Raw genomic sequence first — 25,456 nt, forward strand, 5'->3', positions numbered from 1 at the left:
CCGTTTAGTTTATCGTGCAAGCTGCGCGATCTGCCTAACGGCCGCCTCAACCGCATAGTCTGCACCATCGCGGCCTAAGCTTTTAACCTGTCCATCGAGGTCAGAAACAATAATGACAGCCTTGCTGATGTTATCGCCCGACCAGCGCCTGGCAATCGGCGCGGTTTTCTCCGCGACATAAGGGTGCAACCCCGATTGCTTCGCCAAAGAGAACTTATCCCCACGCGCGGTATAGAGCCTGGCAATCACGCCGACCTTATTCGCCAGCGCCGCCGCAATCCCCACGGGTTCTGCGCCCAATTGCAGCGCACGACGACACGTAGCGATGGCCTCGCCTGCGCGCCCTGCCACCGCCGCATCAGCGATGTCCCAGTTTTCTACCTCAGCAACACCGGCGTAGTATCGCTGGACTGTTTGCCGAGTGACGTTGCCGCCGGTGTCAGCAACGAGCTGCGAAATCGCTGCCGCGAGCGCCCGCAGATCTGAACCGACGCCCGAGAGCAACGCATCCACAACATCCGGGGTGGGCCGAATCCCGTGCGCTGCGAACTCACGCGTTGCCCAAGGCTTGACCTCATTGTCATAAAGGCTAAAGACCTCATGCACACGCGCGAGCTTTTGCAGCTTCGCCATCAGCTCCGGCGGTTTCTTACGGTTTTTCAAGTTCTTCCGCGATGTCGCGAAGTTAATCACCATCGTCATGCCCGGCGCGGGATCTTTCGCCGCATCTACGATGAGCTTGATCAGCGCCGAGCCAACTCGCTCCGTATCGGCGATGACAATCACGCGGGTCTCACCAAAGAGCGACGGGCTAGTCGCCTCAATCAGCTCCCATTCGGTGACTTCTGCCGCGCGCAGAATCTTCAGCTCCGGCTGCTCCCCGGTTTCTTCTGCCACCGCTTTTTGGATAGACCTGCGGGCACGCTCTGCCAAAAAATCATCATCGCCCACAATCAGGTGCACCGGTTCCATGCAGACCATCATAGAACACCTAAAATCTCCCGTCTGCAGCGTGCTGGGTTCCATCCGAATACACGGTGACTTCCCCATCGCGGTTTGGATAGAGCACCGGAATGCCTTCCGGGGTTTGGATGCCGCGGCCGCTCTTGTGCCCCTCGCCATCGAGGACAATAATCGCCTGGGTGCCAGCAGGAACGTTATCAATTTCTTCTTCCCGGTTCACGGTGTGCACCTGCGTAATCTCCAGTGGTTGCGGGCGCGGTTGGAAGTTAACGCCGAAGATAATGAGCAGCGTGGCGATGGCAGCGAAGGTCTTTCGCGGATGTCCGCAGACAAGGCCCGCGACAATCCAACCGTAGGCAAGCAACACCACGACAGGTGACGCGGCAATCACGGCGAGTGGAAGCTGTTGTGCGCCAGCCGCGATGTGATAAATCCACCAGGTGCAGGGTTCGATGAGTTTCAGCAGGAGGATGGCGGGGGCATCGATAGGCAATTGTGCAAGACCTGCCGCGATAAGCCCGACGATGGTAATAGGCGCGGAGACGGGCGCTACCAGCACATTGACCAGCACCGATACCAGGGATACTTCGCCGGCCATCAGTGCCACGATTGGCATGGTGGCAAGGTCTGCTGCAATTGCAACGGCGAGTGCACGGGATAAAATATCCGGCCATTTCAACGGCGCAAGCACGCGGTGCATCATGGGAGTCAGCACCACGATAGATGCAGTTGCCGCGCACGACAGCGCAAAGCCGAAGCTCGCGGCCATATCGCTATCCCACACAATCAGCCCGATGACACCAATACAGAGTGAATGAATCGGTTCCGCCCGCGAGGAATTGACCACCGCCAGCAGCCCAACGACTCCGGCAACGCTCGCGCGCAGGACTGAGGGCTCTGTTCCAACTAAGACCACGAAGCCAAAGAGTGCGAAGCCGGCAGAGATGACCTGCACGCGGGGTCCCAATCCAATCCACCGGCACAACAGGAAGAAAGCAGTCAGCACGATTGCAACATTGGCACCAGATACCGCGGAGAGATGCGAAAGGCCGGTTTCAATAAATAGCTCTTGCTGCGCGGTGTCTTGCAGCGAGGTATCGCCAAGCACCATGCCTGGGATCAACCCTTGGGAGGCCTCGCCAACAGATGCCTGCACTACCTCGCGGAAATTGTCAGCGACCCGCACAGCGATTCCGGTGGCCTCGGTGAACTCAGCCACCGTGCCGTTGCCGATGACGCCGGAAACACTCGGTGATTTGGACTCGCTCCAGCGCGCGTTGACCTCCACCACGGAGCCGGTGTCGATGCCCTCAGGAAGTTCTTCAACAAAGACAGGATAGGTAGCGCCCTCAGCGTGTAGCCGGATAAGAAAGCCTGACGATGTCTCCGTCGGACTCATCGTCACCTTTCCCACAGATATCTCATCCGGCGCACGCTGCATACGCACGTGGGTCAACAGCATGGATACCAGCCCCAGTGCGGCTAATAAGATCGCTTGTCCAAACTGTTTAAATATCACCATCCCAGCCGTGGCAATCAGCAATACAATTGCTGCTACTGGCAAATATCCGCACAAGACCAAAAGCGCTACTGCCCACACAGCAAGCGCCGAGGGCACCAGACGAAGCTCACGCATGCGTTTCTACACAGTCACAAGCTCTTGGAGCTTCTCAAATTTTGCAGGACCAATGCCGCTGATATCCAAAAGATCTTCGATCGCCGAGAACGTGCCCACGGTATCGCGGTGGGAAACAATCGCTTCCGCGGTTACTTCACCCACCCCAGGTAGCTGCATTAGTTCAGTCGCCGACGCGGTGTTGAGATTGATCTTTGAGCTCTCGCCGCCACCAGTTTCACCATCTGCTTCGGTACCTGCAGGAGGGGCTTCGCCGATTTTTTGGACGTAGATCTGTTCGCCATCGACAAGCACTTGAGCATGGTTGATGGAAACGATATCCGCATCGGCTGCGAGTCCGGAAACTTCCAAGGCATCAGCGATGCGCGAGCCTTGCGGCAAAGTGATGATGCCGGGGTGCTCTACTGCCCCGACGAGGGAGACCACCACCTCTTCCGGCAGCGCTTCTTCCGATGTGACGACGGGCTCGGCCGCTTCGATGGCCGGGAGATGTTCTGAATCGGGCGGAGATGTCAGCGCCAGCCATAATAAAACGCTGATGATGACTGCCAAGGCGGCGACAATGGCCTGCCAAGGAGCGATTTTCAAACGCGGGGTCGGATAGGAAACATCGAGGATAGATTCTTCACCAGTTGGTGCGGTCAGTTCTGACAAACGGTCACTAATTCGGTTCATGACCTGAGACTAAGACGAAGTCAATACTTCGCGATAGCCCCAGGCTCAAAATCTGTGGATAACTTTAATGACGCGTCACCGAAGTGGCGGAGTTATCCACAGACGCGTGCTTGGCGACCGCCCAACCAAAGGTCATCGCGGCACCGACCTGCGCCCCCGCGCCCGGATATTCGGAACCCATGACCGACTGCGCGTCATTGCCCGCGGAGTACAAGCCGCTAATTACCGAGCCGTTTTCGGCCAGAACCCGACCGTGTTCATTGATACTGATTCCAAAAGACGTCGCCAGTGGCGTGGGCACTACTTTGATTGCGTAGAAGGGTCCTTTTGCAATAGGAGCCAGGTTGGGATTCGGGGTGTTTTCTGGGTCTCCAGCCACCTGACCAAAGAGCAGCTCGCCCTTGTGGAAGTCCTCATCCACGCCTGATGCGGCAAAGGAGTTGAAGCGTTTTACTTCCGTGCGCAAGCCTTGTGGGTCGACGCCGATATTCTTGGCCAATGCTTCGAGAGTTTTTCCAGAGTGCAGGTAGCCGGAATCGATGTATTTCTTCAGCAGGAACTTCGGCAGATGCGGCATCGTGATCATGCCTAGGCCATACTTGGCCAAGGTGCGGGAATCCACGATGAGCCAGGCTGGCACCACATCGTTGTCGTACATCGCGCGCACGAAGCGATGGTAAGACACAGACTCATCGACGAAGCGTTTGCCATCAGCACCGACTGCAATCACACCAGGTTTGCCGCGATCCCAGATGTGCGGGAATACGGCGGTGGACCCGTCGGCGCGAGTGCCAATCGACGATGGGAACCACAGCGCATTTTCGCCGTTGTCATCGCCCAAGCGCGCGCCAATTGCTTGCGCTAGGGCCAGAGTGTCCCCCGTTGCGCTTTCATTTGCGCGCGAGAACTGCGGGGTGGGTTTTGGCATGTACTGCTCACGCAACTTTGGGCTTTGAGAAAATCCGCCCGCGGCCAACACCACTCCCTTGTTCACGCGGATGCGATGAGCAACCCCGCCGTAGTTGACCACAGCACCGATGACTTTGTTTGGGTTTTCCTTATCAGTGATGAGCTGCGCGGTGAGTGCATTGCGCCATACTTCGCCGCCGCGTTTGAGCAGCAGGTGGTACATGCGGGCAGTTAGCGCATTGCCCATAACTAGGCGTGTGCCGCGGTGGAACCGGGTCATATCCCGGGCCCACCGAATGCCGAGCTTCGCTGCTGTGGCGATGGCCGCTACGGTCTCTTTCGGTTTCTTGGAAAACAGTCCCAGAAGGGTTGCCACTTCTGGGCGCCGTAGCATCAACGTGCCATTCATCAGGGCGAATTCCGGGACAGGTGGGCGCACGTGGGAAAAATTTACACGTCCGAGTTTGCGGGCATCGAAAGGCTTAGGCTCTAACGCTCGTCCAGTTTTACCGGTTTCCGGTAGCTCGGAGTGATAATCCACGACATTTGGCGAATGCAGGAATTCCACGCCAAGCTTGTCCATGTAGTCCAGCATCTCTCCTGCTTGGTCCACATAGGCCATGCGCATTTTCTTATCGGACTTCTCGCCAATCAACGTGTCCAGGTAGCGCTCTACTTTCACACGGTCATCGACGATGCCTGCTTGGCGCTGGAACTTATTGTCCGGCGCCCACACCGTTCCCGCGGAATAGGCGGTGGTACCGCCGATATAGTCGCTCTTTTCCAGCAGCAGAACCTCAAGCCCTTCTGCGGCACCGGTAAGCGCTGAGGTCAAGCCAGCAGCACCTGAACCAAGTACCAGCAGATCGACTTGCTTGTCCCAAAAATCCTTCTGAGCCATGGGTAACTTATTTCAGTCCTAGTTCGTGAGTTGGAACCTTGTAGGTTTCCTTGCCGGTAGCAAAAGCGACTGCAGAAAGAACTGCGAAGCCACAGCACAGCCATGCCACTGGCAACCAGTTTCCTGCCTCGTCACCGTTGAGCCACGTTGCAAATGCCGGGGAGAATCCAGCCACTACCAAGCCCAGCATCAGACCAATCGCCATGCCGGAGTAGCGCACGTTGGCAGGTAGCTGCTCTGGGAAGGCCGTCATGTAGGTGCCATTCGGAGCTGAGTAGAAGATACCCATCAAAATCATCGCGGTGAGGTAAATCAGTGGGGTGTTTCCAGTGGAAATCGAGTTAAAGAATACGAAAATCATGCCGCTAGCACCGAGCACGCCGCCGATGAATACTGGCTTGCGGCCGATGACATCGGAAAGCAATGCCAAAAATGGCTGGGTGAGGACTGCTGCGAAGTTGGCAGCGGCGATAACACCAAGCATGGTCGTACGCTCGACGTCATTGTGCACGGCGTAGGCAAGGCCAAAGACGTTCAAGATGGTGTTGATCATCGTAAATGTCGAGGAGAACATGATGCGCAGAACTGCACCCCAGTGGTGTTTGAACAGCTCAATAACAGGAACCTTTGGCGCCTCCTTGTCCTCGGCAACATCTTCTTCGAAAGTCTCGGACTCAGAGAGTGAACCACGAATCCACAGCGCAATCAGGGTCAAAAATGCACTGATCAAAAATGGGATGCGCCAGCCCCATGAATACAACTGCTCATCTGGAAGTGCTGCCACTGGAATGAACACCAGGGATGAGAGCACGATACCGAACATGATGCCGGAGGCAGTGAAGGAAGAAAAGAATCCGCGTCGGCGTTCCGGGGCGTGTTCCATCGCCAGTGCTGCTGCGCCTGGTGATTCACCACCGGCAGATAATCCCTGCAGCAAACGTAGGAAGACCAACAGGATAGGTGCAGCGATACCGATCTGGTTATAGCCTGGCAGCAAGCCAATCAGGAAGGTCGCGATACCCATGGTGAACAAGATGGCTAGCAGCGTCTTTCGACGGCCCAAGGTATCACCCAGGTGACCAAACAAGACTGCACCGGCTGGGCGCGCTACATAGGCAACACCAAGCGTGGAGATAGACAGCAGCACGCCGTTGGCTGAGCCTTCTGGGAAGAAGACATGGGAAAAGACCAACGCGGCAGCAGAACCATAGATAAAGAAGTCATAGTATTCCAGGGTTGAACCTAGAAAAGCCGAGATGGCGGCGCGCTTTGCCTGTGGCGACGCCTGAGTCGGATGTTTGTGAGGTTGCTCCGCGGGTGAGGCGGGAGCCGCTTCGAAAGTAGTCATGTCGGGCTCTCTCTAACGCATAAGGTGACGGGATATGAACTGGTTAACCAATGGAGAACACATTAATGAACGTCACATTGCTAGAGAAATACAGAAATCAACTAAGTTTAAGTAGATAAATTACTTAATGGAGGGTACGGGTTGCGAACAGTACCTCCACAGTGCGAATACTCCCGTTTTTCGGGGCAGTCCATGTACGGAAAGTCAGACATTAGGGCTGCGAAATAAGTTTAAAATTACCTAGATTCGGGTGGGAAAATATCCCTCATGACCTCCAAAACGGAGTCACGAGCAACGCGATCAAAGCCCTTCATCCACCCAATTCCGTGCCTAAGCATCACCGAGTTTTGCTTCATTGGAATGGCCACAGTATTCGGCGGGGAAAGCTCGCCCAGGCTCCGAGTTGTTACCGCGACTCCTACCCCACCGGAAACCAACAGCAGCGCAAGGAACGGATCCGGAACCTGCTGGGAAATCCGCGGCACGAATCCAGCTTCCGCGCACAGCTGGAAGGTCGAGTCACGAAACAGCGAACCAGCGAATTGTGGCGTAGTCACAAATCCTTCACCAGACAGCTCTGCCAGATCGATGATTTCTTCGCCAGCCAATCGGTGATCTGCGGGCAGCACAACGCACAGCGGTTCGCGGTGGATCATGTAGGTTTCCACATCAGGATCATTGATGGGAAGCCCCAGCATCGCTATGTCCAGCCGTCCCTGGCGGAGCATATTGAGTGCTTCCTGGGTGAGCTTTTGGCCCACGAGTTCTAAATCTACGAGCGGAAGACGGTTTTGCACTTCTTTCGTCAGCAAAGGCAGCGTTGAGTAATTCAGCACACCTGAATAGCCCAAGCGAACGGTACCGACGATGTCACCTTCGGCAGCGCTGACCAATTCACGGGCCTCGGACATCGTCGCAAGAATTCGGCGTGCCTCAGGGAGCAACGCCTTACCCGCCGCGGTTAGTTCAACCGACCTGGTGCTGCGGTCGAAAAGGCTTTGCCCCAATTCCTTTTCCAGCTTGCGAATCAGCTGACTCAACGGAGACTGTGCGATACCCAAACGGTTCGCGGCATTGCTGAAGTGTAATTCTTCGGCAACCACCACGAAGCCTTCCAACCAGCGAATATCCATCAGACTGAGTAGACCGCAGAGACACCAATCGCGCCCGCACCCACGTGCACCCCGATGACTTCATTGAGCTCAGTCAGGATAAAACTGGAGCCTTCCGGCAACGCTTGTTCTAAAAGCTCCTGCAGCATCTCGGCTTCTTCTTCGGCATCATTGTGCTGCAAGGCTACAAACACAGGTTTGCCGCCGGCTTCCGATGCCACCAGATCCACCAGCTTGATAAAACCTTTAGTCTGCGTGCGCGTGCGGCCTACGAGCTCCAATTTGCCATCGTTAAGCGCCATAATGGGCTTAGTCGCCAACAGCGCCGTAGAGATCATCGCCGTTGTTGTGGACATTCGTCCGGAACGGCGAATCTCATCGGTTGAATTCAAATAGACCCAGGTCTTGCCACGCGCGAGGGTATCTTCCGCTGCTTCGTAGCATTCATCGACATCAGCGCCATCTTTTGCCAGCTTGGCAGCAGCCATCGCCGCCGCCCCCAGCACCATGCCGGCAGTACCAGATTCAATCACGCGCACCTTATTATCAGGAAATACTCCCGATGCAGTAACCGCGGCCGACCAGGTCGATGATAGTTCTTTGGCCAAGTGCAGCCCGACGATACCTTCATCGCCACCGCGCTCCATTTGCCGGCCATATTCCGCGGCAATCTCCAGCGCGGAAAGAGCAGAAGTCGTAGCTTCCGAATCTTCATGTTCCATCACGTGCAATTGGCACACCGTGATATCTAATTCTTCAATAATCTCATCGGGCAAGCCTGCGGATGAGTCGGTCACTATTCGAACCGGCATTAAATATCAGCCCCCGCGCCACCAATAACGTGGGCGCCCATATTCCAGCCGTCAAAATACCAGTTCGCATTCTCAACGTTGTCAGAGTTAAAGCGCACTGGCGCATTAGGATGCTGCGGATCAAAAGAGGGCCGGGCGGTAAGCTGCGCCCAGTGCGTATTCTTCAGACCAGAAAGCATCTGATACTGCTGGCTGTGCAATGCGATTAGATTGCAGGTCAACGCCGCAATCGCACCACCATGCGCGACGACCAAGACGGTATGTCCGTCCCAGTCAGAATATTCGCGCATCAAATCATCAATAGCTGGGCGTGCGCGTTCTGCAACTTCAACGCGCGATTCCCCGCCCGGTGGTGCCCAGGTCGGGTCATGGCGCCAAATGGCGCGCGCGCCTGGAAATTGCTCATCGACTTCAGAAGAAGTCATGCCTTGCCACTTACCCAAATGGGTTTCGCGAAGGCGCGCATCCACTTCCACGTCGACGCCTAATTGCTTGCCGACGAGCTCCGCCGTCACCCTAGCCCGCGACAAATCGGAGGCAAGAATGCGCGTGATTCCTTGATTTTTCAGCAGTCGCCCGGCAGCTTCAGCCTGCTTCTCACCTTCATTGGACAGCGCTGTATCCAAGTGGCCCTGCATTCGACCGGTGGCGTTGTAAACAGTCTGACCATGCCTGATCAGGATTAGACGGCGACCCATGAAAAATTAGTCTAGTACTCTTCGTCTTCTTCCGGCTCTTTTTCAGCCAGAGGAATGTCATCAATTGACTGAGCATCGCGGATATTGTCCCACGTGCCCGGACGCGTTGCCGGTTCAATGCCTTCAATCTCAATGAGCGGGCAGTCATGGTAGAGACGGTCCAGGCCGTAGTACTCGCGTTCCTGCTCGCGCTGAACATGCACGATGGTAAAGCCGTAATCCAGCAATACCCAGCGGTTTTCCCGGACACCTTCGCGACGCTTCGGCTCGAAACCTTCGGCCGTCAAAGCATCTTCTACCTCTTCAACAATGGAACGCACCTGGCGCTCATTGTCTGCAGACGCGATGACGAAAAGTTCCGTGATAGCCAAAACGTCAGAGACATCAATGACAGCGATGTTGCTGGCGGACTTTTCATCAGCAGCATGCGCTGCCAACTCCGCCATCCGGCGGGCTGCGTCAGTAATACTCACAAATATCCTTTACTTTTTCGATATGTATAGCAGGTAATAACTTTACAGCGATCTACAGCGCTTTACCTTCATTTGGGCTATACAGGTGATTTTTCGCAATATACTGCACTACCCCGTCCGGCACCAAGTACCACACTGGTTCCCCACCCCGGGCACGTTCACGGCAATCCGTCGAAGAAATAGCCATCGCCGGGATATCAATCAGCTCAATATTATCGCGCTGACCTTCCGGCACCATGTCGCGAGTCAGCGGATATCCAGGGCGGGTCACACCAACAAAGTGCGCCATATCCAGCATCTCTTCCCAATCGCGCCACGACATAATCGAAGCCAGCGCATCCGCGCCGGTAATAAAGTACAACTCTGCTTCTGGGTAAAACTCGCGAATATCGCGCAGCGTATCGATGGTATATGTCGGCCCCACGCGGTCAATATCCACCCTTGATACCGTAAAGCGGGGGTTGGAGGCCGTTGCCACCATCGTCATCAAATAGCGATGCTCCGCATCCGTGACATCACGATCTGCCTTTTGCCAAGGCTGCCCCGTGGGCACGAAGATGACCTTATCCAAGTCAAAGCGATATGCAGCCTCACTGGCTGCCACCAAGTGGCCGTGGTGGATCGGGTCGAAGGTTCCACCCATGATGCCGATTTTATTCATAGTCCCTAACCTTAACTGTGCTGCTTTAGATCAGCCTCATCGCCAAGACGACGAGAGCTAAAAGAGCCACTGCCGCAGACATAACGATGACAGATGTCGCCTGAGGTTTAACTTTTTCCTGCACCAGTCCATCATTAGTGCGCCGATAACGCCCAGATTGGCGCACCATAATATTCAGCGCTGCAATTCCGGCGATAACCGTGATCACGATAAAGGCTGCATCATGGACTGACGCTGACACGCGCATGCTTAACCCCGCGACCACCAGGAATGAGACCAACGTACGTGTCCAAGCCATGACGGTGCGCTCTGGCTGCAAACCCGGATCGGGGTGCCGCATCATATTTTTCACAGCAAAATCACCACAAGACCAAAGACGCAGCCTATCGCCGCCGCAGCCGACAAAACTGGCACCAGCCTGGGCGCAGGCATCGGCTTGCCGGTTCGCATGGCGCGCTCAACCTTGGCCCATCGAAAAGCTGCTCCAACAGCTACTAATGCTGCGGTAACAATCACCACGAATGAAACTGTCGAGTTAATCCAGGCAGGAACGCCTTCGATATTAAAAATCTCAACCGCGATACCACCAGCTAGAAAGGCCAAAGATGAGCGGATCCACGCCAAAAATGTGCGCTCATTCGCCAAGGTGAAGCGCGGATCGGGGTCTTCGCCTTCCTCCCAAAATTTCATATTCTAATGCTACAACGCCCACGGTGTATTCTCAGGGAAACATTTAGATAAGGAGAACTATATGGAGACCTGGGAACCCACCATGTCCGCAGGACCCCTGCTCGGAATCGCACTAGCAGCCATCGTGCTGATCTTGTTACTTGTCATCAAGTTCCGAATCCACGCATTTGTCACGCTCATCATCGTCTCGGCGCTTACAGCTATCGCTGCAGGCATCCCCATCGCCGGTGTTGTGCCCACCATGATCGATGGCTTTGGCTCAACCATTGCTTCAGTTGCATTGCTCGTGGGCCTTGGCGCCATGATCGGCAGGCTCGTCGAGGCTTCCGGCGGTGCACAATCGCTTGCCGATGCCCTCGTCAACGCCTTCGGCGCCAAACGCGCCCCGCTCGCACTGGGTATCGCGTCATTGATCATGGGCTTTCCGATCTTCTTCGACGCCGGGCTCATCGTCATGCTCCCGGTCATCTTCGCGGTCGCGCGACGCCTCGATGGACCAGTCCTTGCCTACGGCATGCCCGCCGCCGGTGCATTCTCAGTCATGCACGTATTTTTGCCACCGCACCCAGGACCGGTTACCGCTGCTGAATTCTTCAGCGCTGATATCGGCTACATCCTCGGACTTGGTCTCATCGTTGCACTGCCAACCTGGTACGTATCCGGCTACTTGTGGGGCCTCTTCCTCGGTACGAAGTTCACCTTCAAAGTCAGCGATGCTCTGCTTGGTGAGCAAAGCGACCACGACCCCGCAACCGCTGCTTCGCCCCTGAAGGTCATCAGCGTCATGCTACTGCCGATGCTGCTCATCTTCTGCAACACCGGTGTCAACACTCTTTCGGCTGCTGGCACGATCGATGCCACCGGCACCTTCGCAGAAATCCTCACCTTCATCGGTCAAACCCCGATCGCTTTGCTTCTGACTTTGATCATCGCGATGGCGGTACTTGGACCGAAGGATCGCGAGAACATCGAAAAGCTCATGGACGGCGCTTTGGGACCAATCTGTTCCGTCATCCTGATTACTGGTGCCGGCGGAATGTTCGGCGGTGTCCTGCGCACCTCCGGTATCGGCGATGCACTTGCTGATTCCATGTCAGACCTTGGCATCCCCGTCATCTTCGCTGCATACCTCGTCGCCGCAGCCCTGCGCGTGGCGCAAGGTTCCGCAACGGTTGCTTTGACCACCGCTGCCGCACTCATGGCCCCAGCTGTCGAAGCCGCCAACATGAACGAGATTCAGCTCGCGCTGTTGGTTCTGGCCACTGCCGCTGGTTCCGTATTCTCCTCCCTAGTCAACGACTCCGGTTTCTGGCTGGTCGGCCGGCTCATGGGCATGGATGTCTCCACGACCCTGCGCACTTGGACCTTAAACCAGGTCTTTATTTCCGTAATCGGTTTTCTCGTCGTCCTTATTCTGTGGGCGATCCTGCCAAGTAGTTAGCCGCTGCTTGCACAACCGCTTCCTTTGACGGCGCAATATCAATTACTACGCCTTTTTCGTCCGGCTCCAGCTGCTCCAAAGTTTCAAACTGAGACTTCAGCAGCGACGCCGGCATGAAGTGGCCGGTGCGCGCTTTCATACGTTCGCTGAGCAGCTTAAAGTCTCCCGCCAGATGTACGAATACTGCCTCCGGGCAGTAGCTGCGGATTAGATCGCGGTAGGAGCGCTTCAAAGCACTGCACCCAATCATCAAACCATCCGAGGCTGCGAGTTCCTCACCAATGTTTTTCAACCACGGCGCCCTGTCCTCATCATTGAGCGGGGTGCCTGATTCCATTTTGTCGATATTTGATTGCGGATGCATATCATCACCGTCTTTATAAGGCAGGCCCACCAAAGGGCTCAACTTTTCTCCCACGGAAGATTTTCCGGAACCCGAAACTCCCATGAGAACGACGTAGCGCGATACTAAAGACCGTTGATTCATGTTTTCCATTATCCACCTTTACTTATTTCTTAGAACGGTGGGTCTTCCGGATTCTGCGGTACCTTCACTAATTCTTCTTCGGCCTCGTTGTTTTCGCCACTTTCCTCATTTTCTTTTTCCTTGAGAATCTTTAAGGCCAACTCGTGAGCCATCGCTTCGGCTTCTTCTAGAATCTTGCGCTCATTTTCTTGGCGTTCATGCTCGACAATCTTCTTATGAACACGAACCCATGGCGCCACTTCATCGGCAGCTTCGAAATCAAGGCCCAACCTTTGCGCCGCTTCCAAAATTAGAAAGACGTTAAGGTGACCAGGAAGTGGAATCTCACCAGAGAACTCCCCTTGCCCCAGCATCGCGCGCAGTAGTTTGATGTCATCTACCCACAGCTCATCGATGATGTCTCGTTGTTCTTGTTCCATTTGGTCTTGCTTGGCGCGCTCGCGGTAGTAGTCATCGATTTCATCGGCAAGCTCATGCGCTCTTTCCTGCGCATTCTGGCGGCGCTTTACCAACTTCTGGCCGTAGGTTTGCATCCACCGCTTGGAGCCCTGCCCGATTGGACCTTCCTCCGCGACATCCGAGACCCAGGTGCCATCTTCGAAAAGACAGTAAATGACATCCGAGATAGGATCCACGATGTACATTGCGCGGGTATCAGTTTTGACGTTGTGATGATGCTGGCAGAGCGCGAATAGATTCGACGGCGAAGTGGGACCGCCCTCGTCGAAATTATGGCGATGGTCAAGCTGGCAATTTTGCGCTGGAACACTACAGCCTGGCCAGCGACACGTCCCGTCGCGTCCTTCCACGAAAGCGCGTATCGCATCAGTGGGTTTGTAGCTGGCGGTTTCTGCATTTGCTACCTCGTCAGCGTCGATAACAGTAGCGCCATCGCGCAGCCGCTCGACGGTCTCAGGGCCCACCCACCCGAAGCCTTGGAGATAAGCGGGAGCTCCCTCAATACCTTTCGGAGAAAAGAGCACCAGCTTAGTTTCAGCCTTTTTACTTTCATATTCGCCGGTTAATACTTGCAACATCGCCTCCGCGCGAGAAACCCCCAACGCATCTGCGGTGGCTTTCATGCAATCTTCGGCTTTTTGAATATCTTCGTGTGGAGCTTCCACAGCTAAAGACGAGGAGTTTGCGGTCAGCTTTGTCTTAACCATTCTGCGCTGCGGCCGCGGGTCAGTTACCGGTACGCGGTCATCATATTCATGAACCATCTCCCGTACGCGTCGACCGATGCGGTTGGATGATGGAAGGTGTTGATTTACAACACGCGGGGTCAGGTACTCGGCGATTTTCTCGTCGAGCTCTTCAATTACTTCGGAATCGGGATGTGGTCCCAGTTTTGATAATGCTGCATCGATGGCGATGATGCGTGGGAAATCTAAATGCCAATGGTCTTGGAGCACTGCGTGCAGCTTGGGAAGTTCAAAGATAACTCGTTGTAATGCGAGAAAAATCTGCCCCACCTTGTGAGCACTTTGACCATAATGACGGGCACACTCTTCACTAGTTAAATCGAAATCTTCTTCGAACGCAGGAATCAACTGCATCCAGGCGTTAAATTCTGTACAGCGGGCTGTGGAATAAAGTCTGGCTAACGGTTTATTAGGGTTATTAACTGCATAGAAAGGACGGCTCATTACACTCTCACTTGTATCGAACTCATTTTCTATCACCATAATAAACACAACCGACACCACCCCGCTAGTCGAACAAAGTAACGAATTGGCAACGTTTTCGAATCTCGCGGCACGGCACCATTTCCTTTGGCACAATTGGCTCTAGCAAACGATGCGAAGGAGAGTTCGGCCGTGACATATAGAGTGCAAAACCCAGCTACTGATGAAGTGATTGAGACTTTCCCAACTGCAACGAATGTGGAAATTGAACATACCGCGATCGGCGCTGATGAGGCGTCGAAGTCATGGGGGCAGGTGGGCATCGAAAAGCGTGCGGCGATAGTGACGAAGGCAGCAGAGCTTTTCGATGCCAGGAAGTACGACCTCGCAGAAATCATCGCCGAGGAAATGGGAAAGCCACTGGTAGAAGGCGTCGAAGAAGCCGAGTTTGCGGCATAGATTTTCAAATACTACGCGGATAACGGGCATAATTTTGCTGCTGCCCTGGAAATTCCGTCGAATTCTGCGGGCAGGGCGATGATTCGTCGCTTGCCCATTGGTGCACTGCTGGGCGTGATGCCGTGGAATTTCCCGTATTACCAAGTGGCACGGTTTGCTGCGCCGAACCTCATGCTGGGCAATACGATCATTTTGAAGCACGCAGAGATATGTCCGCGTTCTGCGCTGGCAATTTCGCAGATTTTAAACGATGCTGGTCTGCCGCAAGGGGTTTATAACAACGTCTTCGCTTCACATGATCAGATTGCGGACATGATTGCTAACCCTCGCATCCAAGGTGTTTCCCTGACCGGCTCTGAACGCGCAGGGGCGATTATCGGTGCGCAGGCGGGTAAGAATCTCAAGAAGGTAGTGCTGGAGCTGGGAGGTTCAGATCCCTATATTGTGCTCGATACGAAAGACGTGCAGGCCGCGGCAAAACTGGCGTGGGAAACTCGAATGTATAACACGGGGCAGGCATGTAATTCCAATAAGCGGCTGATCGTTATCGCTGATATTTACGATGAATTCGTGGCGGAATTGGTTGAGCTTGCCCAGCAGATGAAGCCGGTGGACCCGAAGAAAATGGATGGAACGAGCACGCATGTTTATGGTCCGCTCTCGTCGCGAGCTGCGGCCGAGCGCCTGGATGAGCAGTTGCGCATTGCGGTGCAAGAAGGCGCGACGTTGCATGCAGGTGGGCAGCTCTCAGACGATACGGCGTACTTCTCCCCCGCTGTTGTTACAGGGATTCCGCGTGATTCGGATTCTTATTATGAGGAATTCTTCGGACCAGTCGCTGCCGTATACAAAGTTGCAAGCGATGAAGAGGCGCTCGAGCTGGCGAATGATTGCCACTTTGGTTTGGGCGGGGCGGTGTTTTCTGAAGATTCGGAGCGCGCCGAAGCCATCGCAAAGCGGCTGGCGGTCGGGATGGCAAATGTAAACACGCCCGCAGGCGAGGGCGCTGAGCTACCTTTCGGTGGCGTCAAACGCTCTGGCTTCGGGCGTGAGTTGGGTCCGTTAGCGATGGATGAGTTCGTCAATAAGCAGATGTACTTTGTTGCGAACTAAAAAGAACTAAACGGTAGCCATTTCTTCTTCCTCTTTCTCGCGCTTCGCGTCGGCGCGCTTGTTCTGGAAGCGGCGAACAAACGCTGCGACCAGGACAAGTCCCATCAGCGAGTACATACCAATCGCGATTGGGGAGCCAACCAGGATGGAGTATTCGCCGCCGGAAGACAGCAGGGCGTTACGGAAGCTGGATTCTGCGAGTGGTCCCAGGATGACGCCAATCATGATTGGTGCCAGCGGGAAATCGAAGTGGCGCATAACGAAACCGACGAGGCCGATGACAAGGACGAGCCACAGGTCAGCGATTGCAGCTGAGGTCGCGTAGACACCAAGCGCACAGAATACGGCAATACCTGGGTATAGGTAGTAGCGCGGAATCAGCAGCAGCTTGGCCCACATTGGTGCCAATGGCAGGTTCAGAATCAAAAGGACGAACAGGCCAATAAACAGGGAGGCTAGCAGTGGCCAGACGAGGTCGGCGTTGCGATCGAAAAGCAGTGGACCTGGCTGGATGCCGTACTGCTGGAATGCGGCCAGCATGATGGCGGCAGTCGCAGAGGTTGGAAGACCCATCGCGAGCAGCGCGCCCATGGCGGTACCTGCGGTTGCGTTACCAGCAGCTTCTGGGCCAGCTACACCACGGATAGCACCCTTGTCACCGAACTGTGGGTCTTTGCGGCGGGCATCGAGGTTGCGCTCGGTTGCGTACGCCATAAAGGTTGGAACCTCTGCACCACCGACTGGGATGACGCCGAAAGGAACTCCGAAGCTGGTACCGCGCAGCCATGCTGGGAGAGCTTCCCGGAATTCGGGCCAGGACAGGCGGGCGCGGGCAACTTTGCCATCACGAAGCTTTGGAACTGGCTTGTTCTGCTCGTAGATAACGTAGAAGACCTCGCCCAGAGCCAGAATGCCGACGGTGACGATAATGATGCCGATGCCATCGAACATTTCTGGAATGCCGGCGGTAAAGCGCTGGGCGCCAGAGATTTCATCGATACCAACGGTAGCGACCAACAGGCCGACCACTAGGGAGATGAGGCCGCGGAGCAAAGAGTCAGACACAACGGCTGCCGATGCCAAGAAGGCGAAGATTGCTAGCGCAAAGTACTCGGCTGGGCCGAAGAGGATGGCGAACTCGGCAAGCTTGGGAGCGAAGAATACAACCAAGGTGGTTGCAATCAGACCACCGGTAAAGGCACCAATCGCGGAGGTAGCCAGGGCTTGTGGGGCTCGCCCATTAAGTGCCATTCTGTGGCCCTCAAATGCTGTTGCAATAGCGGTCGAACCACCAGGGGTGTTGACCAGAATCGCCATGGTGGAGTCACCGAAGAGGCCACCGAAGTAAACACCAGCGAACATAATGAACGCGGCGGTCGGGTCCAGCGTAAAAGTAATAGGAAGAAGCAGCGCCACGGCCATGGAAGAACCCATGCCAGGCAGAACGCCCACGGCGGTGCCGAGCAGCGCACCGATGAAGACGTAGATGAGGTTCATGGGCGAGAATGCATCGCCGAAACCCATCATCAGGTTAGAAAGTGTTTCCATCATTAGAAGATGCCTCCTAGGATTCCGGCAGGCAGGTTAAGTCCAAGACCTGCTGAGAACGCCACCTGAACCGCACTGGAGAAGATAATTCCCACGGCGATGGCGTTGAGGTATTTCTTGTGCCCCATGCAGATGGAGAATCCGGCAAATAAAAGTGCCGCGGAGATGATCCAGCCAACTGGCTCAAGAATTAATACGAAGACAATGAAAATGACGATGGACGCGGTCAAAGACCAGCGACGGGCCGAATCAGGGTTGATGCGGGCATCACCGCCGTATTCACCGAGTGGGGTGACATAACGGGGCTCATCGCCAGGCGATGGCTTGCGAATGGTGGAGACCACCAGCATCGCTACGAGAATATAGGAAAGTACAACAAGAATTGTGGGATAGAACTTAGGTCCTGGCGTTGCCGCGGACTCTGGCACTTCCATCGTTACAATGCCCCACGTGACGTAGGAAGCAAAAGCGAACACGAAGGCAGCCATGACCAAGGGGCCGTAGCCCCTAAAAGACGGCAGGTCAGGCAAAGAGGGAGGTTCTTGGGTTTGCGGTGATTCTGTATTAGTCATGAGGGAATGTCCTTAGTAGCCCAGTTGCTTCCAAATATCGTCAACGATGGCGCGCTCTTCCGCGAGGTTCTTTTCATAGTCCTCACCGATTAGAGAGCTATCTGCCCACTGGTTACGTTCCAAAACGTCAGCCCAAGTGTCAGATTCCAAAACCTCGCGCATAATCGTGCGAAGCTCTTCGATGTCTTCATCTTCCAGCCCTGGAGGTGCGACGACACCGCGCCAGTTCACCAGTGAGACGTCGTAGCCTTGCTCGATCATCGTCGGCGTATCGATGCCATCGACAGGCTCTTCTGCGGAAATGCCGAGCATCTTCAACCGGCCGGCTTCAATCTGGTCAGCGAAGTCGTTGTAGCCGGACACCGAAGCGTCGATAGTTCCGGACATCAGCGCGGTTGCCAACTCTGCACCACCGGAGTGGGCCATGTAGTTGACTTCCTTCGGATCAATGCCCGCTTCTTCTGCCAGCTGCGCGATGATCATCTGGTCCAAAGAACCAAGTGAGCCACCGCCCCATGGGAAGTTGCGTGGGTCTTTAGCCATTTCCTGCATAACGTCATCGACGGTTTCATATGGGGAATCGGCTGGTACGACAAGTACGTCGTAGTCGTCAGTGATACGGGCAATAGGGGTTACTTCATCAATGGATACACCAGAGCCATTGATGTTGATGGCGCCGAGCATCGTAATGCCCATGACCATCAGGGTTGTGTTGTTTCCGGGCATTTCCATCAGCTGGGACAGGCCGATGGTTCCGCCGGCGCCAGGAATATTAACGACGGTGGGGTTAACAACGACGTTTTCCTCGCGCATGGTTTGTTGGATTTCACGGGCGGCACCGTCCCAGCCACCACCTGCACCTGCAGGGGCGATAAGACTGACGGCGCTGCGTGCATCAGCTCCAGAGTCAGATGCTGCTGCATCCTTGACTCCGAAGATGACCAACACAACGCCGACGATGATGGCGATAACTTGCGCCACCCGTTTTGATGTTGCACTCACTAATAGTTCTCCTAAGCTCAATTTGATGAGATTAGGTTATAAACTATAAGAAGTTAAGTGTGATCCGCAATACTTTCAGAAAATCAGGTGTTTGGGGGCACCCTTAGATATCATTCGAGCAAGTTTACAGCCTGGCTGCCCAAGCTCCTACTGACGTGCAATTGCATGACCGCACGTGCGCTTTCGCCATCACCTTCTGCGATGGCATCAACAATTTGCTGGTGCTCATTTCGAATCTGCTGCTCACGCGCAGGACTAATATCCTTCTTCTCCAGGGCAATAACGCGGTACCGATCCGCCTTTGCCCACAGCCGCTCTAGCTCCTCCACAAGAATGGGGTTCTTGGAGGCAAAATAGATCGCCTGATGAAATTCGCGGTGCGCCTGCAGCGCATCAACATCCCGGTAAACAGGTTCCAACCTGGCCAGATTCCGCTGAATAAGCTCCATGTCTTCACGGGTTCGCCGGGTCGCGGCCAGCTGCGCTGCGAGAGGCTCCAGCGCGCGGCGGACCTCTAAGAGGTGACGTGCTTCATCCGCGGACACGTCTGCAACCTTGGTGTTTTTATGCGCAGCCAGGTCGATGAGCCCTTCGCCGCTCAGCCGTCTGATTGCCTCGCGCAGCGGGGTCGTCGATACCCCAATCTTCGCCGCCAGGGCCGATTGTTGCAGGGTCTCCCCAGGCGCTAATTCGCAGGTCACGATGAGCTCTTTGAGCTTGTGATAGGCGAAATCATTTTTCGTGACCAGCTGGAAGTTATCCATGACAATCACCTCTCTATTGATCTTCTTTCCAAGCATATATAGAATTTCGGCTAAATCCTACATGTTATAAGATATAAACTATAAGAGATGATACCCATGACCACTTCCTTTCCTGCGCGCACAACGCTTGGCGATGATTTCGCCAGCTATCCGATGATCCTGCGTCTCTTTGCCGAAAACCTCGTTCGCCACGGACGCGACCCCCAGCCCATCATTGACCGCGACTTGGACGCGGAAATCGAATTCAGCCCCGGCCGCCTGCTCATGCACGACACCACTTCCACCCCGGCGTTGGTAGATATGGCCGCAATGCGCGATACCGTCGCCCGCGCTGGCGGGGATCCGACGGTCATTCGCCCGCATCTGCCGGTTGAAGTATCCATCGACCATTCCCTGGCCGTTGAACATTTTGCCCGGCGCGATGCTGCCCAGCTCAACATCGCCCAGGAAATTCGCCGCAACAAGGAGCGCTACCGCTTCCTCAAATGGGCATCGAATTCCATGGAGGGCATCCATATCAACCCTCCGGGTACGGGCATTATGCACACCATCAACTTGGAGCAACTTGCCACAGTCGCCACAACCGATGGCACCTACGCCTTCCCCGACATGATGTTGGGTACTGATTCACATACCCCGATGATCAACGGCTTAGGTGTTTTAGGCTGGGGCATCGGCGGCGTGGAAGCAGAGACTTTGATGTTCGGAATGCCCACTACGTTGCGGGTGCCGGAAGTGATCGGGGTAAAACTCATCGGCAAGCTAGCCGCGGGAGTGACCTCTACCGACCTGGCACTGACGTTGACCAGTGAACTGCGAAAATTCGGCGTAACCGGCAAGTTCGTGGAATTCTACGGCCCTGGCGTATCCACCTTGAGTGTTGGTGACCGTGCAGTGGTGGCAAACATGGCGCCCGAATTTGGTGCGACCACCGCATACTTCCCTGTCGATGAAGCCGGCATGGAGTATCTTGCGATGACCGGCCGCAGCGCCGAGCACATCGATTTCGTGCGCGCCTATTACAAGGAAGCTGACTTGTGGTTCGATCCGCAGGCAAACCCTACCTTCAACCAGACTCTGGAATTAGATCTCGCCACAGTCTTTCCTTCTGCCGCGGGTCCACGTCGCCCACAGGACTTGAATGCTATCAACACACTTGCTCAAGTCATGGCTGATACCGAGCCCGACTCCCCGGCATTTCCGCTGGCCATTGCATCGATCACCAGCTGCACCAACACCACCGACCCGCGACTTTTGATTACTGCCGGCCTTCTTGCTCGCAATGCACGGGCAAGAGGATTAACTCCACCGAAGTGGGTCAAGACCTCGCTGGCACCGGGCTCCCCTGCTGCGGCAAGCTATCTCGAGCGCGGCGGACTGTTGGACGACCTGTCTGCGATTGGTTTCGACATCGTCGGCTTTGGCTGCACCACTTGTATCGGTAACTCGGGCCCGTTGACTCCTGAGATTTCCCAGCAAGAAGGCACGCCCGTGGCGGTGTTGTCCGGCAACCGCAACTTCCCTGGCCGCGTGCACCCCGACTTGGACTACGGTTTCCTCATGTCCCCGCCATCGGTCATCGCATTCGCACTGGCAGGAAGGGCGGATATTGATATCTCTAATGAGTCGCTAGGCACCGACGAGAACGGAAATCCGGTCTACCTGCACGAGATTTGGCCCAGCCCGCACGATATCGATGAGACTTTTACTAAGGCAATGGCCCCCGATGACTTCGGCACCGATTTCTACGAGGCTTCCAACAATAAGCTCTGGCATGAAATTGATGCACCCGATGGCCCGCTGTTTCCGTGGGATGAAAAGTCCACGATTTTGCGCCCGCCGCCTTTCGCGGACTTGGACCAAAAGTCACTGCTAGGCACCTATCATGCTTATCCGCTGCTAGTGCTTGGCGATGACATCACCACCGACCACATCTCCCCCGCCAGTGCGATCCCGAAAGATTCCTTCGTCGCAGACTTCCTCGTTGAGCGCGGCGAAGACCGCAATGACTTAAATGTCTTTGCTTCTCGTCGCGGCAACTGGGAGGTCATGGCACGTGGTGCGTTCTATGCACGCGCTGTGAAGAATGCTTTGACGGATGCGCCCGGTGTCGCGATGACCATGCACAGCCCGAGTGGTGATCTCATGCGCGTCTGGGATGCCGCCGGGCGCTACGCGGAGGAAAACCAGCCGGTGGTCGTGGTCGCAGGTGATCGCTATGGCATGGGTTCCTCGCGCGACTGGGCTGCAAAAGTCCAGCGCTTGCTGGGGGTGCGTGCTGTGTTGGCCACCAGCTATGAACGCATTCACCGCACGAACCTCATCGGTATGGGCATTTTGCCGCTGGAGATTCCCCGCGACTTCGTGGACTTAGAACCGGGCGACAGCATCCGCGTTGAAGCCGTCGATATCAGTCCGCGGTGCCAGGTCCCGGTCACCGTCAACAAGGTTGATGGCTCGACGGTGAACTACCTGGCAATGGCAGCCGTCGAGACAGGCAACGAAGCACAATTGCTTGTCGATGGCGGCGTCATCCCTTCTATTCTTTCCCTCACAACAAGAAAGCGATAACTATGACTACTTTTACTTCCGATACCTATGACGAACTCGGCGAAAAGGTCGATTCTCTCCCTTTGAACTTCGAAAACCTCGGCCGCATTGAGCATTTCTCTGGCCCAGCGGAGACCGTGCGCGTCGATGAGGATAACCAGCTGCTCAAAGAATTAATGAAGCAACCTGGCAAGGGTCGCGTCCTAGTGGTCGATGGCCAGGAGAAAATCACCTGCGCGCTGATGGGCGGCAACATGGCGAAGATGTTTCAGGAAAGCGGCTGGGCCGGCGTGGTCATCGTCGGCGCGATTCGCGACCGCGCAGAGCTCGCCGAGATAGACCTGGGTGTGCTGGCGATGGGCTCGAACCCGAAGCGCAGTAAGAAAGAGCGCACCGGCGAGGTCGGGGTTACACTAGACATTTCGGGTATTAAAGTAACCCCTGATGCCATGGTTTATGCCGATTCGGATGGAGTGTTGATAGAGCGATGAGAAGTACATTGACGTGGATTTTCGTTGTACCCGCGTCAATTGCTTTAGGTCTGCTCTTTAATTACTTCAACGTTGCTGCCGCGTGGATTCTTGCAGGGATCATCGTTGCCGGCGGCATGGCGTTGGTACGCCGCGAAGAACTGGCTCTTAACTCCCACGTGGAAAAGGCTGGTCGCGGCGTTATCGGCGTCTTGGCGGGGCTTCCCCTAGTCGGGATCGGCATTGGTGAAGTTACCCCCTACGTGCTGCCGGGTCTGGTGGTTTCCGTCATCACCGTGGCGCTCGGCATGAGCGCTGGCGTGGTGCTGGCAAAAAGTGTGAAAGAGATTTCTCCCCAAACCGGAATCCTGTGCATGCTCCCCGGAGGTTCATCAACACTGCCGGTGATCGCCATGGAAACCGGGGCCGATTATCGTTTGGTGGCACTCTCTCAATATCTGCGCTTGGTCATTGTTTCTCTCTCGTTGCCGCTGGTGACCTCTATTTTTAATGTCACCGCCACTGGTGCCGCAGAAGAGCATGGCACCTGGTGGGGTGCCCTGCTCTTGGTGGTCTTTGCGTTGGCTGGACCGTACATCGGTAAGCTCTTGCACTTTCCTGCACCTCACATCTTCGCGCCGCTACTGCTGACCATTGCGGCCGGGCAGTTCATCCCTGAAGCGCTGGTCATCCCGAATTTCGTGACGGTCATTGCGTTTTTGATAATCGGCTGGTTCTGCGGCGGCGGACTATCAGTGCAGGTACTGAAGATTTTTGCCCGCCAGCTGCCGATGACCCTGCTGTTTATCATCATTACCATCGCAACCTGCGCCGCTACTGCCCTGCTGTTGAGCTGGTGGATGGACATCACTTATTTTGATGCCTACCTGGCAACCAGCCCGGGTGGCCTAGAAACCGTCCTCGCGCTCGCACACGAAGGCGGCTCCGGGCCTGCGGTCATTAGCGTGCAGCTAATCAGGTTACTGACGCTGCTATTTTTGGCTGGCTACCTGTCCACCATTATCCGGTGGATCGTTAAGAGAGGCCGGGGATAAAAGTGTTGAGGCCAAGAAAAAGCAGCAATGTAGCCAATGGAATTGCGATGGTTACTACGGCGATATCCTTATAGGACAGGCGGTGAGTCATCCCGCACACAATAAGCATGGTTAGTACTGCGCCGTTATGCGGCATGGAGTCAAAACTAACCGAAGCCATCGCAGTAACTCGGTGCATGAGTTCCATGCTTATCCCCTGCTCCGCAGCCAGCTGGGCCAGCTGCTCACCCATGGTTTGCATGGTGATGCTCAGCCCACCTGATGAAGAACCTGTAATTCCTGAAATAACAGCGGTAGAAACAGTGGAAACTACCAAAGCATTATCGCTAATATCCAGCATATTTTCTTGTACAGCCGCGAAGACAGCAAGTGATGCGATTACCGCGCCGAATCCGACTTCCGAAGCCGTTGTGAAACAAGGGAAAATGGCATTCTTAGCTCCGTCCGAAAACTCCCGGACGGACTGCCGGATACGGCTGGGAAACATCAGCACCATGACCACAATCGCCAAAGCCAATGAGAGAGTCGGGCCCCATACCCCTGTGAGTGCCTGGATATCGGTCGAACCAAACTTCTCTTCTGCCAGGTATCCGGTATCCATTCGCTGCGCAAAATAGAATACGAAGGAGAAGTTGACGATGATAACCACGAGGATAGGGATAAGGCCTAGCAAGCCTTGAATAGTGACCGACGGGTCCTTCTTCAGCGCAGTGGAAGCTTTTAGCTTCTCCTCTCCCTCATCAGAACTTTCGCCAAGCCCAGCTGGGGTATGAATGAAGTTGCCAGAAGAATCAATAGGCATAAATTCTTCGCCAGTTTTTCTGATTTGCTTCATTCGGTATTCAAGCCACGCAATTCCGGCAATGAGCATGACAGCAGCTGAGCCCAGGCCAAAGTACGGCGCTGCATAAACATTGGTGCCGAAATAACTGGTGGGGATTGCATTGTGAACCTGTGGAGAACCAGGCAGAGCAGCAAGTGCAAAGGTAATGGTGCCTAATGCAATTGCAGCGGGCATTAAACGCTTGGGAATCCCCGCCTCTTTAAACAACGCGGTCGCAATTGGCACAATGGTAAATGCAACGACCCACGCAGAAACGCCTCCATACGTGAGCAAGGCAGTTGCAACAACTGTTGAAAGCATGGCACGTTTCGGGCCAAAAAGCGTTGTTATTGCTTTAGCCAAGTACCGAGCTAGCCCTGTAGATGTCATGAGATAGCCAAAAATAGCGCCAAAGAGAAATAGCGGGAAGTAGCTGATAATGAAGCCACCCAAAGCGGGCATGAAGATCTGGGTATATGAACCCATTATCGGCTGCCCGGAAAAGACTACGGCTATCAGCGCTGCGATAGGTGCTACGACCACAACCGAATGCCCACGATACGCAAAGGTGATCAAGAAAACGAGAGAAATCACCACGCCTATAAGTGCAAGTAACACTGGAACTCCTTAAATTTGAGATCTTTTCAGTCGCAAGCGCACTACTAT

The 25,456-nt window shown here is 55.1% G+C and carries 23 protein-coding genes and 1 pseudogene; 5 read left to right on the forward strand and 19 right to left on the reverse strand.

Translation table 11 applies throughout. From position 1 onward, the window contains the following. Positions 1-9 precede the first annotated feature (9 nt). The 12 genes from holA to C5Y44_RS00605 form a co-directional block, all read right to left on the reverse strand. The gene (gene holA, locus C5Y44_RS00550) at positions 10-981 is read right to left on the reverse strand and encodes a DNA polymerase III subunit delta (RefSeq protein ID WP_105323640.1); all 972 of its coding nucleotides are present in this window, start codon (positions 979-981) and stop codon (positions 10-12) included. Between the two features lie 10 nt (positions 982-991). Beyond that, entirely contained in the window at positions 992-2,599 is a 1,608-nt protein-coding gene (locus C5Y44_RS00555) for a ComEC/Rec2 family competence protein (RefSeq protein WP_105323202.1), read from the reverse strand. Between the two features lie 6 nt (positions 2,600-2,605). After that, positions 2,606-3,274, reverse strand: coding sequence for a ComEA family DNA-binding protein (locus C5Y44_RS00560; protein WP_105323203.1), 669 nt, complete (start codon positions 3,272-3,274; stop codon positions 2,606-2,608). 64 nt (positions 3,275-3,338) lie between these two features. After that, entirely contained in the window at positions 3,339-5,084 is a 1,746-nt protein-coding gene (locus C5Y44_RS00565) for an FAD-dependent oxidoreductase (protein ID WP_105323204.1), read from the reverse strand. A 7-nt stretch (positions 5,085-5,091) separates the two neighbouring features. Beyond that, entirely contained in the window at positions 5,092-6,432 is a 1,341-nt protein-coding gene (locus tag C5Y44_RS00570) for an MFS transporter (protein ID WP_105323205.1), read from the reverse strand. Positions 6,433-6,668: 236 nt separating this feature from the next. Further along, positions 6,669-7,565, reverse strand: coding sequence for a LysR family transcriptional regulator (locus C5Y44_RS00575; protein ID WP_105323206.1), 897 nt, complete (start codon positions 7,563-7,565; stop codon positions 6,669-6,671). After that, positions 7,565-8,356, reverse strand: coding sequence for a DegV family protein (locus tag C5Y44_RS00580; RefSeq protein ID WP_105323207.1), 792 nt, complete (start codon positions 8,354-8,356; stop codon positions 7,565-7,567). Before C5Y44_RS00580 ends, C5Y44_RS00575 begins: the two co-directional genes overlap by 1 nt. After that, on the reverse strand, positions 8,356-9,054 hold the full coding sequence (locus C5Y44_RS00585) for a histidine phosphatase family protein (RefSeq protein ID WP_105323208.1): 699 nt from the start codon (positions 9,052-9,054) through the stop codon (positions 8,356-8,358). Before C5Y44_RS00585 ends, C5Y44_RS00580 begins: the two co-directional genes overlap by 1 nt. A gap of 11 nt (positions 9,055-9,065) precedes the next feature. Further along, entirely contained in the window at positions 9,066-9,527 is a 462-nt protein-coding gene (gene rsfS / locus C5Y44_RS00590; RefSeq protein ID WP_066792785.1) for a ribosome silencing factor, read from the reverse strand. 52 nt (positions 9,528-9,579) lie between these two features. After that, positions 9,580-10,188, reverse strand: a complete 609-nt coding sequence (gene nadD, locus C5Y44_RS00595) for a nicotinate-nucleotide adenylyltransferase (protein ID WP_066792784.1) — start codon at positions 10,186-10,188, stop codon at positions 9,580-9,582. A gap of 25 nt (positions 10,189-10,213) precedes the next feature. Continuing rightward, positions 10,214-10,531, reverse strand: a complete 318-nt coding sequence (locus C5Y44_RS00600) for a DUF202 domain-containing protein (RefSeq protein WP_105323641.1) — start codon at positions 10,529-10,531, stop codon at positions 10,214-10,216. A gap of 5 nt (positions 10,532-10,536) precedes the next feature. After that, a complete protein-coding gene (locus C5Y44_RS00605; RefSeq protein WP_105323209.1) occupies positions 10,537-10,878 on the reverse strand; it encodes a YidH family protein in 342 nt (113 codons plus the stop codon). Positions 10,879-10,939: 61 nt separating this feature from the next. Here C5Y44_RS00605 and C5Y44_RS00610 point away from each other — a divergent pair, with 61 nt between their 5' ends. After that, a complete protein-coding gene (locus tag C5Y44_RS00610; protein ID WP_105323210.1) occupies positions 10,940-12,319 on the forward strand; it encodes a GntP family permease in 1,380 nt (459 codons plus the stop codon). On the opposite strand, the gene C5Y44_RS00615 is transcribed toward C5Y44_RS00610, so the two are convergent. Both C5Y44_RS00615 and C5Y44_RS00620 read right to left on the reverse strand, forming a co-directional pair. Then, positions 12,288-12,815: a gluconokinase gene (locus tag C5Y44_RS00615; protein ID WP_233189769.1), complete on the reverse strand. Its 528-nt coding sequence runs from the start codon at positions 12,813-12,815 to the stop codon at positions 12,288-12,290. The genes C5Y44_RS00610 and C5Y44_RS00615 overlap by 32 nt on opposite strands. Before the next feature lie 20 nt (positions 12,816-12,835). After that, positions 12,836-14,281 (reverse strand): HNH endonuclease signature motif containing protein, encoded by a 1,446-nt coding sequence (locus C5Y44_RS00620; protein WP_233189770.1) that lies wholly within the window; start codon positions 14,279-14,281, stop codon positions 12,836-12,838. Positions 14,282-14,626: 345 nt separating this feature from the next. Between C5Y44_RS00620 and C5Y44_RS00625 the strand changes: the two are divergent. Further along, positions 14,627-16,006: pseudogene (locus C5Y44_RS00625) on the forward strand (NAD-dependent succinate-semialdehyde dehydrogenase). Between the two features lie 6 nt (positions 16,007-16,012). Here C5Y44_RS00625 and C5Y44_RS00630 read toward each other — a convergent pair. The 4 genes from C5Y44_RS00630 to C5Y44_RS00645 form a co-directional block, all read right to left on the reverse strand. Further along, on the reverse strand, positions 16,013-17,554 hold the full coding sequence (locus tag C5Y44_RS00630; protein WP_105323643.1) for a tripartite tricarboxylate transporter permease: 1,542 nt from the start codon (positions 17,552-17,554) through the stop codon (positions 16,013-16,015). A 2-nt stretch (positions 17,555-17,556) separates the two neighbouring features. Then, entirely contained in the window at positions 17,557-18,126 is a 570-nt protein-coding gene (locus C5Y44_RS00635; protein ID WP_105323212.1) for a tripartite tricarboxylate transporter TctB family protein, read from the reverse strand. A 12-nt stretch (positions 18,127-18,138) separates the two neighbouring features. Continuing rightward, positions 18,139-19,128: a tripartite tricarboxylate transporter substrate binding protein gene (locus tag C5Y44_RS00640; RefSeq protein ID WP_105323213.1), complete on the reverse strand. Its 990-nt coding sequence runs from the start codon at positions 19,126-19,128 to the stop codon at positions 18,139-18,141. A 110-nt stretch (positions 19,129-19,238) separates the two neighbouring features. Continuing rightward, on the reverse strand, positions 19,239-19,892 hold the full coding sequence (locus C5Y44_RS00645; RefSeq protein ID WP_105323644.1) for a GntR family transcriptional regulator: 654 nt from the start codon (positions 19,890-19,892) through the stop codon (positions 19,239-19,241). A gap of 96 nt (positions 19,893-19,988) precedes the next feature. Here C5Y44_RS00645 and acnA point away from each other — a divergent pair, with 96 nt between their 5' ends. Genes acnA through C5Y44_RS00660 form a run of 3 tightly spaced genes read left to right on the forward strand, consistent with a single transcriptional unit; the run spans position 19,989 to position 23,967 of the window. Beyond that, on the forward strand, positions 19,989-22,463 hold the full coding sequence (gene acnA, locus C5Y44_RS00650) for an aconitate hydratase AcnA (RefSeq protein ID WP_105323214.1): 2,475 nt from the start codon (positions 19,989-19,991) through the stop codon (positions 22,461-22,463). 2 nt (positions 22,464-22,465) lie between these two features. After that, on the forward strand, positions 22,466-22,933 hold the full coding sequence (gene rraA, locus C5Y44_RS00655) for a ribonuclease E activity regulator RraA (protein WP_105323215.1): 468 nt from the start codon (positions 22,466-22,468) through the stop codon (positions 22,931-22,933). After that, the gene (locus tag C5Y44_RS00660; protein ID WP_105323216.1) at positions 22,930-23,967 is read left to right on the forward strand and encodes an AbrB family transcriptional regulator; all 1,038 of its coding nucleotides are present in this window, start codon (positions 22,930-22,932) and stop codon (positions 23,965-23,967) included. The genes rraA and C5Y44_RS00660 overlap by 4 nt, the downstream gene beginning before the upstream one ends. Here the strand turns inward: C5Y44_RS00660 and C5Y44_RS00665 are convergent. Continuing rightward, positions 23,948-25,408 carry a GntP family permease gene (locus C5Y44_RS00665; protein ID WP_105323217.1) on the reverse strand — a complete coding sequence of 487 codons (1,461 nt, stop codon included), beginning with the start codon at positions 25,406-25,408 and terminating at the stop codon, positions 23,948-23,950. The two genes, C5Y44_RS00660 and C5Y44_RS00665, sit on opposite strands and share 20 nt — an antisense overlap. Positions 25,409-25,456: the final 48 nt, after the last annotated feature.

The organism is Corynebacterium sp. J010B-136 (genome assembly GCF_002967075.1).
Classification (GTDB): domain Bacteria; phylum Actinomycetota; class Actinomycetes; order Mycobacteriales; family Mycobacteriaceae; genus Corynebacterium.

Excerpts from the sequence above, each read along its gene's own strand:
- rraA (WP_105323215.1), top strand. The coding sequence starts at position 22,466 with ATGACTACTTTTACTTCCGATACCTATGACGAACTCGGCGAAAAGGTC.
- C5Y44_RS00610 (WP_105323210.1), top strand. The coding sequence starts at position 10,940 with ATGGAGACCTGGGAACCCACCATGTCCGCAGGACCCCTGCTCGGAATC.
- C5Y44_RS00660 (WP_105323216.1), top strand. The coding sequence starts at position 22,930 with ATGAGAAGTACATTGACGTGGATTTTCGTTGTACCCGCGTCAATTGCT.
- nadD (WP_066792784.1), bottom strand. The coding sequence starts at position 10,188 with ATGAATAAAATCGGCATCATGGGTGGAACCTTCGACCCGATCCACCAC.
- C5Y44_RS00575 (WP_105323206.1), bottom strand. The coding sequence starts at position 7,565 with ATGGATATTCGCTGGTTGGAAGGCTTCGTGGTGGTTGCCGAAGAATTA.
- C5Y44_RS00560 (WP_105323203.1), bottom strand. The coding sequence starts at position 3,274 with ATGAACCGAATTAGTGACCGTTTGTCAGAACTGACCGCACCAACTGGT.
- acnA (WP_105323214.1), top strand. The coding sequence starts at position 19,989 with ATGACCACTTCCTTTCCTGCGCGCACAACGCTTGGCGATGATTTCGCC.
- C5Y44_RS00645 (WP_105323644.1), bottom strand. The coding sequence starts at position 19,892 with ATGGATAACTTCCAGCTGGTCACGAAAAATGATTTCGCCTATCACAAG.
- C5Y44_RS00615 (WP_233189769.1), bottom strand. The coding sequence starts at position 12,815 with ATGGAAAACATGAATCAACGGTCTTTAGTATCGCGCTACGTCGTTCTC.
- C5Y44_RS00555 (WP_105323202.1), bottom strand. The coding sequence starts at position 2,599 with ATGCGTGAGCTTCGTCTGGTGCCCTCGGCGCTTGCTGTGTGGGCAGTA.
- C5Y44_RS00565 (WP_105323204.1), bottom strand. The coding sequence starts at position 5,084 with ATGGCTCAGAAGGATTTTTGGGACAAGCAAGTCGATCTGCTGGTACTT.
- C5Y44_RS00635 (WP_105323212.1), bottom strand. The coding sequence starts at position 18,126 with ATGACTAATACAGAATCACCGCAAACCCAAGAACCTCCCTCTTTGCCT.
- C5Y44_RS00600 (WP_105323641.1), bottom strand. The coding sequence starts at position 10,531 with ATGATGCGGCACCCCGATCCGGGTTTGCAGCCAGAGCGCACCGTCATG.
- holA (WP_105323640.1), bottom strand. The coding sequence starts at position 981 with ATGGTCTGCATGGAACCGGTGCACCTGATTGTGGGCGATGATGATTTT.
- C5Y44_RS00580 (WP_105323207.1), bottom strand. The coding sequence starts at position 8,356 with ATGCCGGTTCGAATAGTGACCGACTCATCCGCAGGCTTGCCCGATGAG.
- C5Y44_RS00585 (WP_105323208.1), bottom strand. The coding sequence starts at position 9,054 with ATGGGTCGCCGTCTAATCCTGATCAGGCATGGTCAGACTGTTTACAAC.
- C5Y44_RS00630 (WP_105323643.1), bottom strand. The coding sequence starts at position 17,554 with ATGGAAACACTTTCTAACCTGATGATGGGTTTCGGCGATGCATTCTCG.
- C5Y44_RS00570 (WP_105323205.1), bottom strand. The coding sequence starts at position 6,432 with ATGACTACTTTCGAAGCGGCTCCCGCCTCACCCGCGGAGCAACCTCAC.
- C5Y44_RS00605 (WP_105323209.1), bottom strand. The coding sequence starts at position 10,878 with ATGAAATTTTGGGAGGAAGGCGAAGACCCCGATCCGCGCTTCACCTTG.